Genomic DNA, 13387 nt, shown 5'->3' on the forward strand with positions numbered 1-13387 from the left:
AAATGGATTGGTGCCCTAAAAGTAGATGAGGAGATGTATGCCGTAGTCAAACAATCTCTGAAGGCACTCAAAATCTTAAGTGATGATCTGAAACTACGTGAATAAGCTCTATTCTTTAAGTTTTGGGGGATGAAGCCAGGCTTAGAAATACCGGCATTCTCAGAGTTCAGAAATCATGTCTTTGTGAGTTGGCGGCAGGGTTGGGTATTCCTTCTTCTACCTTAACGCACCACCGCAAATACTGGAGCGTGGCGGAGTAATCCAATCAAGAAAAGAGAAAAAATATACCCTCTTCTCACTTATTTCGCAGCAAAACCTTGACTATTATCTAACGGAAGCTGGGGAGCTGATGGAGTGAAAATACTTGATTGGCTGAATAATCAAATATTGAAAATGCAGTAGCTGGATTACCTGGTATCTTTATTTGTAAAAGAGGTTCTCGGTTTCGATGTGGATAGCAGAGTTGGGGGAGTATACATTTTTTTATTTTTGAAGTAATCAAAATTTTCATTCTGCTCTGCATACTCATTTTTTTGATTTCCTATGTCCAGAGTTTTTTTCCTCTGGAGAGATCAAGAAAAATTCTGGGTCGGATTTAAAGGTATTCCTGCATACATCCTTAGCGCTTTGCTTGGTACGGTTACGCATTTTGTTATTGTTCATCCATTTCTTTATCTATTTATTGGGTTTACTAGTGCTGGGTTGCCGTTTGGAACTACATTTGGTCTGATTCTTACGGTTATTGGCGGTACTATCATTAGTACCATGAAACTGGAAAACTATATTGAACCATTTGTCTTCAGAAATCAAATGATGGAAACCGAACAAGAGTCAACTCACGACTCGAGAACGCATGGAATATGCAACGATTCAGGTTTTGGATATTGTAAGAAAAGTGGGGTTGTACATTTTAATTGGTGTAGGGATGGGTGCAGCTATTCATAATTGGGTACCGGAACCGATAATCGCTGTTTTACTCGGCTAACATCATTGGTATCGCTTCTGATTTTGGCCGCTCCGGGTTTGCTCTATTTTATCTTGAACAGCTACATTCCCATGGCCGGCGTATTCATTGCCTTTAAAAACATCGACTATGCCGTTCGTGACGTCGCTCATCTGCGTCTTCACTTCGCTTGGATCAAAGATGAAGCCGAAATACGGAGATTTCTGGGTCTCTTTGTTTTCTTGCAGTTTCAATTCCACGTCGGACCAATTGGCGCCTTCCAGTTGATATCGCAACGATTCGGAGCCGACGATGCCGGTACTCAGCATGGCTGTGTAAGCGACGGTGTTTGCGTCTTTGCCTTCCGGATATTTCACGTGATGTTCATCGACCTTCACGTAATCTTCGCCTTCGATACCGTAGAGAATCGTATTGATCAGTTCCTCATCGGAGTACAGCAGGTTCAAAAATTTCACGGCCGCTTCAGGAGCCTTCGACGTGCTCGATACCATCCAACTGACCATATTAACTGCCCCGGTTTCAAAATAATAAGGAGCAATCCGCTTCATCTCAGATTTTTTCCCGTCTGGGCGCTTAACGCCTTGGCCGCTTCCAATCCGCTGTAGCTCCCCATAAAGGAAAAACCCCGTCCGGAGGCAATCATGTCGGAAGCCGTAATTGAAGTGGTGGCCGCATCTTTCTCTAGGTAACCTTTGTTGAACCAGTCCCGCATCATTTTGGCGCCGTCTTTAAACACATCTGTCTCGTAGAAGTTCCGCACTTTAACCTCGTCCCCAATGACAACGCGGATTCCGGTGGTGTCCGACCCGGGAAGTCGACCTGGTGAGCTCCCTTCAAGAGCAACAGAAGCGGAGGTGTCGCTGGGGTTGACATTGATCGGGCCAAACGGAACCACATCCGGGTACTTTTTCTTAACCGCTTCGAAGATCACCGGCAAAACATCGACCGAGCGAATATCGTCCGCGGTGAATCCTGCTTCTTTCAGCAGGTCCGCGTTGTAAACGAAATTCGTGGGAATCGACATGCCCTTATTGACCGGAATGCCGTAGATATGGCCGTTCAAGGTGGTCGATTTCAGCAGGTCCGGGCCGAAGTCCTTTTCCAATATCGCAGTCAATTCCTTCCCATACTGGGGGAGCAGATCTTCCAGCGGATAGAGTTGATTTTTGGAAACATAGCTGGTAAATTGCCCGAGCGTCGTGAACAAGTCCATCTGTTCACCGCTCTGCAGCGCCAAATTCACTTTCTGAGCGTAATCGACAGGTCCGTTTAATTTAAAATCCACTTCTACGCCGATCTTGGGAATCGCGATTTGATTGATGGCATCCGTAATTCGCTTCATATCATCGGGAATTCGGTTAAATGACGGCATTGCGAACACGATTTTCTCCACTTTGGCGTTGGCGGCACCGCCCGAGTTTGCCTTTGTCTCGCCCGATTCTTTGCCGCAAGCCGCCAAAATCGAACTGCTCAGCACGACGGACAGTAACAACAAAATAATCCCCTTTTTCTCTTCATGTTTGCTTCGTTCCTCCATTCGTATTGTATTCGTTTTCAGTTTATCGTTTTGAACGAAGCCTCTCTTTAAAAAATCCGACATCTTTTTTTAAAAAAAGCTCAGTTCCCTGAGCTTCTTAATGATCCGGATTATGCTTTGCCCGATAGGCGTTTGGAGTTTCGCCCGTCAGCTTTTTAAACACCGTCGAGAAATACGAAAGGTTGTCGAAGCCGCTTTCCGTCGCGACTTTTTCGCAATACTTACGCCGCCTTTGACGGAGAGTTTCGCGTGCCGGAGTCGCCGGGCAGCGAGATTCAACTTCTTTGGAGCAAGGAAGACAAGAGATTCTTGCTCAAGGTGAATTTGAATACGAACGAATCGGTTCTTTAGCGCGCCTCGTGAATTCAACTGGCTAAAGCCACTAAAAAAGTTTCGTAGTTGCCAACGCACCTACGAAACTTTCCCCCGACATTTATCCCCGCTCTTGCCCCCTTACAAGCAGGCGATTTTGAAGTTACGCATCATCCGCGTTACACTTTGCGTACCTTCATTAGAAATGAGTGCCGCCCGTGGATTTGAATGTCAACATCCGAACATCCATGGCAAAAGCTACTTCAACCACTGCGATGCATCGCATCGCGGTACTCCTGAGGAGACATATTGTACTGTCTTCGGAACAGCTTGCTGAAATACTGCGGATTTTGATACCGCAGCTCACCTGAAATTTCGTAGATTTTCTTGTCCGAATATTTCAGCAAATAGGCCGCCTCCTCCATTTTCAACCGGAAAATATACTCCGTGATGCTCTCCCCGGTTTCCAGCTTGTACACCCTCGATACGTAGGCGGGATTCAGATTGACGCACTCCGCAATCATGTGGGAAGTGAGGTCGGCGTATAAGTGTTCCTGGATGAACGCCTGAATTTTACCGATCAGCATTTGCCGGTTGTCCTTCCGGCCCTTCTCGCTCTCCTCGATAATTTTATCCAGCACCCTGTAGGTCCACTCCCGCAGCGCCTTCACCGTAGTCATTCGGCTCGTATCCAGGATGCGGTGATCATTGCCCATCAACTCAAAAAAACGCCAGCCGTTCTTGTGCACAATATAGGTAAAAGCCCCGGATATCACGAAATACGCCTCCATGATATGCTCATAGGAATCGGACCAGCGGGTCTCAAGCTCATCGATCACCCGGCTGACCTTCTCCCGAAAAGCGTCCCAGCGCGCCGACTCCAGCAGTACGGTCAGCAGCGGCGGCTCATACAAGCGCTCCACGATGCTCGACTCCGCAAACGTGAGCGAATTCATGGTGATGACCAGTTCATCCTCGCTGCCGGCCAGCTGTCTCAAGGTCCCGATGCTGTTCCGGTAAGTGGCGGTGAGTTCGTCGGGGAAACCGAACCAGGAGCTGACCAGAACGGATATCCTGCCTTTCAAATACAGTTGCACACTGCGCTGCAATTCCCCTGCCTTGAGTTCCAGTAACGTGTTCTTGTCTTGTGCGTCCGGTGTATACTTCGGCTTGACCAGCATCGTCAAGTAGTCGTGCGGGTCTTTTCCGATCCAAATCCAGAACCGGTCGGCAAAAACCTCCGCCGCGATATTTCCGACCGCATATTCCATGAGGGAAAGCGTATGGTAATCATATTCGACGAAAGTCCCCTCCATCCGGATCAGCAGCAGAGCGAGCGAATCCTCCGTGGAAAAAGGCATTTCGAGAAGGGCCATCTTTTCCTCCAACGACGGCAAGTCGATTTTCTTCCCTTGCAGCAAGTCATGCAGCAGGTTGCTTTTCAAGAGCGGAAGATTCTCCTTGATGGCGGAAACCGCTTGTTGATAGGAAGCGATTCTCCCCCATTCCTCTCGCAAACCGGCGATAATTTGCGTGACGGAAGCCTCCAGTTCCTCGGTCTCGACCGGCTTCAGCAAGTAATCCGTGGCTTTGAATTTAATCGCCTGTTTGGCGAAATTGAAATCCGAGTACCCGGTCAGCAAGATGCACTTGACCTTTTTCCATCTCTCGTGAATGATTTCGATCAATTCGATTCCCGTCATCTCCGGCATTTTGATATCCGTAATGACAATATCGACCTGGGACGATTTCAAAATGTCCAACGCTTGCTCTCCCGAATAAGCCTTGTGCACGGTCGATACGGACATCCTGCTCCAATCCGTCGTTTCCGCCAGACTCTCCACCAAATGCTCCTCATCGTCGACAATCAACACGCAATACATACGTAACTCCTCCTGCTGTAAATTAACTTTCGCCAGGCTCGTCCCATCTGATTACAACGTGAAGACCTCCCAGTTCCGAACGCGAGAAGGTGAGCCCGCTGCTTTCTCCGTATTTGATAATCAGCCGCTGATGCACATTCCACAGACCGCAGCCCATCTCTTCGTTCAGCGGAGCCCTTAACTTTTCGGCAAGCCGCTCCATCTCGTCGTCAGTCAGACCGAATCCATCCTCCTCGACATGAATCAGGCAGATTCCGCCCTCAATTTCCCCTCTTATCCGGAGCATGGAGGAATTTTTCTTCTGCTCAATTCCGTGAATAATGGCATTTTCCACGACAGGTTGAAGGATAAGCCTTGGAATCGATAACCGCCGCATAGCATCGGGAATATCTATCCGATACTCCAGCCTGTTCATCCGCAGCTTGTAGATCTCCAGGTAACTGTGTACTAAGTCCAGCTCCTCTTGCAACGGGATCGTCTGGTTCTCGACTCGTGTGGTCTTCCGGTAATATTTGCTTAAATGGTAGGACATCGCGATGACGGCGTCGTGGTCCTGCAGCTTAGCCATGCTGTTGATGTACGCGAGACAATTGTATAAAAAATGCGGGTTAATCTGAGATTGCAATTGCTTTAGAACAGCCTCTCTGGAATGAATTTTCTCCTTGTATACATTCTCGATCAACTGTTCAATCTGCATGGCCATATAGTTGTAACGCTCGAGCAAAAAACGAAATTCACTCTTGGGGCGAATCGAGATCCGATAGGAGAAGTCCCCGTTCTTGATCCGGTTCACCGCATAGACCAACTGCTGAATCGGCAGCTTCACCTGCCGGTATATAAAAGTGATCGCCACGATCACCAACAACATCAGCAGCCCGGTAGAGCTATAGAAGATATCCCGATTCTTGATGATGGGCCCCAGCACTTCCGCTTCCGGGATGTAATCGACCAAATACCAGCCCAACTGCTTGGACTTCACGTAAAAAACTTTGTATTTTTTATCGTCCAGTGTATGTGTCAGCTCGCCTTTCTCCCGGTTTTGCGGGATGGAAATGTCCGCGATCAGCGCCCGAACCTTGCCCCGATCCGACGAGCCGTTATATAGAATTGAATCACTTCCGGAAGACGGGCTATAGAAAAAGGGATCCTGATTCCCGTCCTCAACCTTGTAGCGATTCAGCAAATGTTCAATATTGGAAGCCGGAAATTGCATTTCCAAAATAAAATCCGTCTCCTCGGTGCCGCCCGCCTTATGAAAAGGGTCGAACAAGGTGTAGGAGAAGACCGCTCTTTTTTTGCCTTTGTCGATAAAATTCCAACCTTGACCGTGCGTCATCACTTCTTTAAGAAATGCCTGTTTATTATTCATCGTATTGGTCGAGATGAGCAGATCGAGGCTTGTCGAATACAAGCTCAATTCATTAGGCCAAACGCTGGAAGTGCTCTGAAGCACCAGCTTTGTTTCCACCCGCTGGATCATGTCGATTTGATCAAGGTCCAGCAGCTTGCTGGACAGAAAGTAGCTTTGAAACTCCCGGATATCGGGGTCCTGGTTTAACATAATGGGAAAAGTGGCGAGCTTCCCGGCATTCGTGTCGATTTCATTCACCAGAAAAGACAGTTGGTTCAAGTTGTAGTTCGTTATTTGCTCCTTCAGCAATGCCATCGTATTGCGGTGGCTGTTGGAATACAAATACACGATGGGGATCAGAAAGAGGAAAAACAAGAGAATAAATTTATTGAAGAAATTCCATTTGCTAGTCATGCCGTGCCGTTTCTCCTCTCGACCGCGAGAATAAAGGAAACCATAGGGCGGTTTCAGCCCTATGGTTAAAAGCTCTTTCGGTATTTACTTCACCGACTGGTACCATTCGTTTACCTCTTTGGTCATGTCGTCTCCGCCGGACGATTTCCATTCCTCTACGAATTTGTCGAATTGTTCGGGGCCGACTTTGCCGTAGATAATCTTCGAGAACACGTCCTTCTCCAGCTTGCCGAGATATTCCTGTCTCTTCTTCATCGTTGGCGTTTGGCGCGTTTGGAACATATTCGGTACGGCCAAATCCTTTTGATCCATCACGATTTTGGCCGCATCGAGCATCGTCTTCGGCGTGCCTTCCGCAATGATCTTCTCGAACGGAGTCGTCGGCGGCTCGCCATTGGCCAATTTGGACATCGTCTTCATGTTCAAAGAAGGAATCCGGGCTCCGTCAAAGGTGAGGGTATATTTGTACGCTGGAGCGCCGCCGCCCGGCACCTTCGCTTCATCCACCCATTTGCCGTCCACGAAATCGTAGTCGTAGCCTTGGAATGTTCCGAATTCAAACTCGCTGCCGGCCTTCCGCTCGGCGTAATTGTCAAACCAGTAGTTTTGATACGTGAAAAAGACTTCCGGATGTTTCATATTTTTGTTGATCAGGACTACTCCGTTCCGGACGAAAGTGGTGTGGCGGCCGCCTTTGCCGTCAGGGCCAGTTGGCAGCGGGTAGGCCTTAAACTCCGCACCCTTGACGTTTTTGCTCAAATCTCCAAGCGGCCACGCAACCATCCAGTGCGGGCCGGCGATCATCCCCGCTTTTCCGGATACAAACGCCTCGGTTGCCTTGCTTTCATCCCAAAGCGAAAACTCCGTTGGAATGTACCCTTTCTCTTTCCATTCTTTGAGCTTAACGAGCCCTTCCTTGACGCCGGGCTGAACGGAGCCAAATTCCAGATTCCCTTCGCTGTTCAGATTCCATTGGTTCGGCATGGCGCCGTAAGCGCCGAAGAGCCAACTGACATCGGACATCCATGTGTTAAACGCGTTCTTCGTTCCAAGCGTCAGTCCCCAGGTATCTTTTTGACCGTTTCCGTCGGGATCTTGATTGACGAAGGCGTCCATGATCTTCTCGACATCTTCGATCGTTTTCGGCGCCTGGAGATTGAGTTTTTTCATCCAATCTTCGCGAATCCACAGCACCGGATCCGAATTATAAGCGTAGTCCAAAATAGGAATGCCGTATTTTTTGCCGTCCTTCATATAACGATACCATACTGTCGGATCCTCATTCATGGCATTTTTCCAGGTTTCGGAGGCATATTTGTCGAACAATTCTCCGACCTCCATAAACTTGCCGGAGTCAAGGAGCGCATCCAGAATATCCGAATCCTCGCGCATGGCGATAATATCCGGCATTTCTTCATCGGAAGCCAGCGCCAGGCGAAGCTTGGTGGCGAACGCATCGTTTGTGTTCGTCACCGTCCAATTGTATTTGATCTTGATTCCAAGCCTTTCTTCCGCCCACCGGGTATGCACGTTGTTTTCAATCGTCTCGCCGTTCTTGAACGTCACATCCGGATTTACGCCGCGAATGGTGGTAATCGTTACCGGCGGATCGTACTTTCCATTGACCAGCTTCAATGTTTCCTGAGCCGGCGGGTTAGACGCTTCGCTTCCGTTGTTTTTGCCTCCGGAGCAACCGCTAACCAGCGTGAAGGTCAATGCCGATGTCAACAAGACCGCCGCACACTGTTTAATCGCTTTCATTTTTTCATCCCCCTGTAAGGAAATCTTGTAAATACAACGTTTATTGTAGATGAGCTCCCATGATCTTAAAATGGCTGCTTTTTTACCTGGATGGAACGATTTTTAGATTTCGCCCCTCTTTGTAAAATTCGTGCCCTTCGGGTAAACAGGTTGCCATATCTCGCCCTTTTGCACTCAAGTATAATAAGGCCACAAGCGTAAGCCTGACAAGTTGAGAGGAGAATGATTATGGCGTCTGTTAGTGAATCGGCAACGCAAAATCCCCGGCGTACGGACGTTTCGGGTTCGCGTACAAAGCGCAGTAAAAGCGGTTATATCTTTCATTTCATGCTGCTGCCGGCAGTGATTTTAACGATTATTTTTTCTTATATTCCCATGTTCGGCGTGATTATGGCCTTCCAGGATTTCAAACCTTGGCTTGGTTTTTCCGGCTCTCCCTGGGTTGGCCTGGAACATTTCAGATTCATGTTCGAGAGGGAAGACAGCATCCAGGTCATTATAAACACGCTTATTATTTCCGTCCTCAAAATCACGATAGGGATGATTATCCCGATTCTATTTGCGATCCTGCTCAATGAAATCCGAAAAATAGCCTTCAAACGGGTCGTGCAAACGATGGTCTATCTTCCTCATTTCCTGTCATGGGTCATCTTGGGAGGGATTCTGATTGATCTTCTGTCCCCTGAAGGCGGCCTGGTGAATCAGGCACTCGGAGTGTTGGGGATCAAGCCGATTTTCTTTTTGGGAGATGGGAACTGGTTCCGGGTCACGATTGTCGTTTCTGATATCTGGAAGGAGTTTGGTTTCTCCACCATCGTATACCTGGCCGCCCTGTCGGGCATAAACCCGTCGCTCTATGAAGCGGCGGAAATCGACGGAGCTTCACGCTGGAAGCAAACCCTGCACATTACAATTCCGGCCCTATTGCCGATTACGATCGTCGTCGGAACGCTCGCGCTGGGCAACATTCTGAATGCGGGCTTTGACCAGATTTTCAACCTGTATAATCCGCTCGTCTACGACAAAGGCGATATCATCGATACTTTCGTCTACCGCATGGCCATCTTGAACGGAGAAATGAGCTTCGGAACGGCCGTCGGCTTGTTCAAATCCGTCATCGGCGCGGTCATGATTATTACCGCCTATCGCTTGGCTTACAAATATGCCAATTATCGAATTTTTTAAAATCCCGGAGGTGAGGATGTATGTATCACAAAACGCTAGCCTATCGCATATTCAATGTATTTAACCATGTTTTCCTGGCGCTCCTATCCCTGCTTTGCGTCATTCCCCTGATTCACGTTCTGGCCGTTTCTTTCAGCGGAAAAGCTGCGGCGAGCGCAAATCGGGTCGGCTTATGGCCGGTCGACTTCACTCTCGACGCTTATGAAAAAACACTGGGCAATGAAAACTTTATTCAATCCTTGATCATTTCCGTGGAGAGAGTCGTTGTGGGAACATCCCTCAGCATGTTAGTCGTATTCCTGGCCGCCTACGCTCTGTCCAAGGATGAGAAGGTCTTTCGCGGAAGAAACCTGTATTCCTGGTTTTTCGTGTTCACGATGTTGTTCTCCGGGGGCATGGTCCCCATGTACATCCTGATTCAAAAAATCCACTTGATGAACACCATCTGGGCTTTGATCATTCCGGGGCTGGTCAGCGTATGGAACATGATTCTGCTGCTTAACTTCTTCCGGGGGGTCCCGAAGGAACTCGAAGAGGCATCCTTGATCGACGGCGCCGGTCACTTGACAACCCTGTTCCGTATTTACCTGCCGCTTTCCATGCCGGCGATCGCCACCTTGTCCCTTTTCACCTTGGTCGGCCAGTGGAACGACTGGTTCTCGGGCCTGCTCTATATGTCGGACTACAAGAAGTATCCGCTTGCGACCTTCCTGCAGACGATTCTCGTGCAGCAGGATATGAGCAAAATGAATGTGGACCCGAAAATGCTGGAGAACATCTCCCAGCGCACGGTCAAGGCCGCCCAAATATTTATCGGCGCCGTACCGGTACTGCTAATCTATCCTTTTCTCCAAAAGTACTTTGTCAAAGGGATTGTCCTGGGGGCGGTTAAAGAATAGAGCTGCATGCTATGCGTCAAAAAAAAGATGACCCCCGATACCAATTCAGGGGTCATCTTTTTACTGTTATTCATGCTCGATCCACGAGCCCAAGCAGCTCGCTGACGGTCAAAAACCGATAACCGTCAGCCGCCAGCTCGCCGACCATAACCCGGACGGCCTCGATCGTTTGCTCCCGTTCGCCGTACCCGTCATGAAATATAAATATACTGCCTTTCTTGCATGCCGCCCTCGTCCGCTCCAGGATAAAATCGACGCCGGGCTGCTCCCAATCCTTGGCCTCGCCGTTAACACACCCGATCGAGCGGTACCCGAACTTCGCGGCAAGCGAAAGAACTTCCTCATTCACGGCAAAATACGGTGGCCTGAAATTCGTGGGGGACTGCCCCGTCACCCGGCGAATGATCTCATCCGTCCGTTTGATTTCCTCCCCCGCTTCCTCGGGCGTGATCTTGGTCAAGTCAGGATGCGAATAAGTATGATTGGCGATTTCATGCCCGGCGGCATGAACTTCCTTGGCGATATCCTCGAACGCCTCGATTTCCTGGCCGATCATGAAGAAGGTGGCTTTTCCGTTAACCTTACGGAAAATGTCCAGCAGTTGTTTGGTATACAACGGATGCGGTCCATCGTCAAACGTAAAGGCGACGGCCTTTTCTTCGGTTGAAACTTGATGGACCAATGAGATCTCGCCCATAGCATTGCCTCCCTTAGGAAAATGACAGGATGACGACGGACATCGGCGGCAGCGTTGCCGTCAAGCCGTCCTCACTTACGTTCGCGATTCCGTCAAACGCCCGCGGTTTTACCGTCTCCGGCTGCTCGAACGTATTGTGCGCGTTCATGTCGGCATGCGACAGCACCCGGCCCGCAACATTCGCGACTTTCCCCAGTCCGCGCAGCAAAAGCGATACGGCGGCCTCGCGATGCGGATCAACATTGCACAGACTGATGTCGATCGTGCCGTCCGGGCGCTTGGATGCCGACGCGCTGACTTGCGGAATCGACCCACCGTCCAATTCATACTCGCTGGTCTCCAGATGAAGCGCCAAAGCCTCCGCATCCTGGTGTACTTTGAACATCTCAAATACGTGATAAGTCGGCGTCAATACCATCTTGGCGCCTTCCGTCAGGATCATCGCCTGCAGGACGTTCACCGTCTGCGCGATATTCGCCATATGGACGCGATCGCAATGACGATGAAATATATGAAAATGCAGGCCGGCCACAAGCGCATCTCTCAGCGAGTTTTGCTGGTACAGGAACCCGGGGTTGGTGCCCGGCTCCACCTGGAACCAGGTGCCCCACTCGTCAACGATCAGGCCGACGCGTTTCTTCGGATCGTACTGGTCCATGATCGCCGAATGGCGTCTAATCAACTCGTCCATATGCAGGGTCAGCCGCATCGTTTCGAACCATTCCGCTTCATCGAAGCCGAGCGCCGGACGCTTGACTTCAAACCCTCCGGGCACCGTGTAATTGTGCAGGCTAAGACCGTCCATGTAAGCGCCGGCTTCTCGCATCAGCGTCTCCGTCCAGTGGTAATCGTCCACGTTGGCCCCGCCGGCGATCTTGTAGATGCGATTCTCGCCGTAATTGCGGACATACGTCTGGAACCGGCGGTACTCGTCGGCGTAATATTCCGCCCGCATGTTGCCGCCGCAGCCCCAGTTTTCGTTACCGACGCCGAAGTATTTCAACTTCCACGGCTTGTCCCGCCCGTTCGCTTTACGCCAGTCGGCCATCGGGGATTCGCCGTCGAAGGTCATATACTCGACCCATTCCTGCATCTCCTGAACGGTGCCGCTGCCGACGTTTCCGCAGATGTACGGCTCCGTATTCAGCAGCTCGCACAGATCGAAAAATTCATGGGTACCAAAGTGGTTGTTCTCCACGACGCCGCCCCAGTGCGTATTGACCATGCGTTTGCGCCGCTCCCGCGGACCGATGCCGTCCTTCCAGTGGTATTCGTCGGCAAAACACCCGCCCGGCCAGCGCAGAACGGGGATATTCAAATTGCGAAGCGCTTCCAGCACATCGTTCCGGATGCCGCGGGTGTGCGGAATCGGCGAATCCTCGCCGACCCAGATCCCTTCGTAAATACAGCGGCCGAGATGCTCGGCGAAGTGCCCGTAAATATGGCGGCTGATTTTGCCGACCGACTGATCGGCGTTAATCGTTATTGTCGCTTTCATCCTAAATTCTCCCTTCCGTTCATTTATCCTTTAACTGCGCCCGCAATCATACTTTTCTGTACCTGCTTGTTCAGCAGCAAATAAATCGCGATCGTGGGAACGGTCGTGATCATGAGCCCGGCACCGATAATCCCCCACTGCGTAATATAAGTGCCGACCATCGACATCATGCCCACCGTTAGCGTCTGGTAGTGCGCATCATTAATAAAGGTCACCGCAAACATCAACTCGTTCCAGCAGGACAGGAAGGTAAAGATCGCAACTGTAGCAATTGCCGGGCGAATCAACGGCAGAATAATGTGAAAGAAGGTTTTATAGATGCCGCAGCCGTCAATGACTGCGGATTCTTCCATTTCTCGCGGAATTCCCTTGAAGAAACTGCCCAGAATGAACACCGCCATGGGGATCCCGAACGCTACGTATGGAATAATCAATGACCAGTAGGTATTCAACAAGTGCAGGTTCTTCAGCACCATAAATAACGGCAGCAACGCCGCGTGAATCGGTACCATCATGCCAAGAAGGATGACCGTCATCGTTGTATTGCTGAGCTTCCAGTTCATTCTCGTAATCGCGTATCCTGTCATCGAGGATAGAATCAAAACGAGGATAATGGAGGCGGCGGTCACCAACACGCTGTTATTAAAGTAAGTCAATACATTGCCGTCCTCCAGAGCCTTGGCGTAATTGCTCCAGAGAAATTTTTTGGGAAATCCCGCGACATCCCCGCTGAAAATCTCGCTATTGTCTTTAAGGGAGAAAAACATAAGCCAAATTAGGGGATAGATTTGAATGATCGCCACGATGGCTAAAAACAATTGCAGCAGAATCCTCCCTATAAAATGCGTTTTTTTAGGCAGCATGGTTTCTACGCTACTCACTGAAC

General features: G+C 49.8%; 11 protein-coding genes. 2 read left to right on the top strand and 9 right to left on the bottom strand.

The window, feature by feature from the left end; all coding sequences use genetic code 11:
- Positions 1–987: 987 nt before the first annotated feature.
- From FRY98_RS28820 to FRY98_RS02685, 6 genes are all read right to left on the bottom strand, one after another.
- On the bottom strand, positions 988–1512 hold the full coding sequence (locus tag FRY98_RS28820; RefSeq protein ID WP_249043314.1) for a DUF3502 domain-containing protein: 525 nt from the start codon (positions 1510–1512) through the stop codon (positions 988–990).
- Positions 1509–2456: an ABC transporter substrate-binding protein gene (locus FRY98_RS28825; RefSeq protein WP_249043315.1), complete on the bottom strand. Its 948-nt coding sequence runs from the start codon at positions 2454–2456 to the stop codon at positions 1509–1511. The genes FRY98_RS28820 and FRY98_RS28825 overlap by 4 nt, the downstream gene beginning before the upstream one ends.
- 142 nt (positions 2457–2598) lie before the next feature.
- On the bottom strand, positions 2599–2808 hold the full coding sequence (locus FRY98_RS28830; RefSeq protein ID WP_249043358.1) for a helix-turn-helix domain-containing protein: 210 nt from the start codon (positions 2806–2808) through the stop codon (positions 2599–2601).
- A 268-nt stretch (positions 2809–3076) separates the two neighbouring features.
- Positions 3077–4696: a response regulator transcription factor gene (locus FRY98_RS02675; RefSeq protein ID WP_148450199.1), complete on the bottom strand. Its 1620-nt coding sequence runs from the start codon at positions 4694–4696 to the stop codon at positions 3077–3079.
- A gap of 22 nt (positions 4697–4718) precedes the next feature.
- A complete protein-coding gene (locus FRY98_RS02680) occupies positions 4719–6461 on the bottom strand; it encodes a sensor histidine kinase (RefSeq protein ID WP_148450200.1) in 1743 nt (580 codons plus the stop codon).
- Positions 6462–6545: 84 nt separating this feature from the next.
- Positions 6546–8222 (bottom strand): extracellular solute-binding protein, encoded by a 1677-nt coding sequence (locus FRY98_RS02685; RefSeq protein WP_148450201.1) that lies wholly within the window; start codon positions 8220–8222, stop codon positions 6546–6548.
- Between the two features lie 327 nt (positions 8223–8549).
- Here FRY98_RS02685 and FRY98_RS02690 point away from each other — a divergent pair, with 327 nt between their 5' ends.
- Positions 8550–9407, top strand: coding sequence for an ABC transporter permease (locus tag FRY98_RS02690; protein WP_225038301.1), 858 nt, complete (start codon positions 8550–8552; stop codon positions 9405–9407).
- 20 nt (positions 9408–9427) lie between these two features.
- Positions 9428–10306, top strand: coding sequence for a carbohydrate ABC transporter permease (locus FRY98_RS02695; RefSeq protein WP_148450203.1), 879 nt, complete (start codon positions 9428–9430; stop codon positions 10304–10306).
- Between the two features lie 70 nt (positions 10307–10376).
- On the opposite strand, the gene FRY98_RS02700 is transcribed toward FRY98_RS02695, so the two are convergent.
- From FRY98_RS02700 to FRY98_RS02710, 3 genes are read right to left on the bottom strand one after another with little or no spacing between them, the layout of a single operon-like run.
- A complete protein-coding gene (locus tag FRY98_RS02700; protein ID WP_148450204.1) occupies positions 10377–11003 on the bottom strand; it encodes a polysaccharide deacetylase family protein in 627 nt (208 codons plus the stop codon).
- A gap of 13 nt (positions 11004–11016) precedes the next feature.
- Positions 11017–12501: an alpha-N-arabinofuranosidase gene (locus tag FRY98_RS02705; RefSeq protein ID WP_148450205.1), complete on the bottom strand. Its 1485-nt coding sequence runs from the start codon at positions 12499–12501 to the stop codon at positions 11017–11019.
- A gap of 23 nt (positions 12502–12524) precedes the next feature.
- Positions 12525–13382 carry a carbohydrate ABC transporter permease gene (locus FRY98_RS02710; RefSeq protein WP_211373245.1) on the bottom strand — a complete coding sequence of 286 codons (858 nt, stop codon included), beginning with the start codon at positions 13380–13382 and terminating at the stop codon, positions 12525–12527.
- Positions 13383–13387: the final 5 nt, after the last annotated feature.

It is taken from the genome of Paenibacillus faecis (assembly GCF_008084145.1).
Taxonomy (GTDB): domain Bacteria; phylum Bacillota; class Bacilli; order Paenibacillales; family Paenibacillaceae; genus Fontibacillus; species Fontibacillus faecis.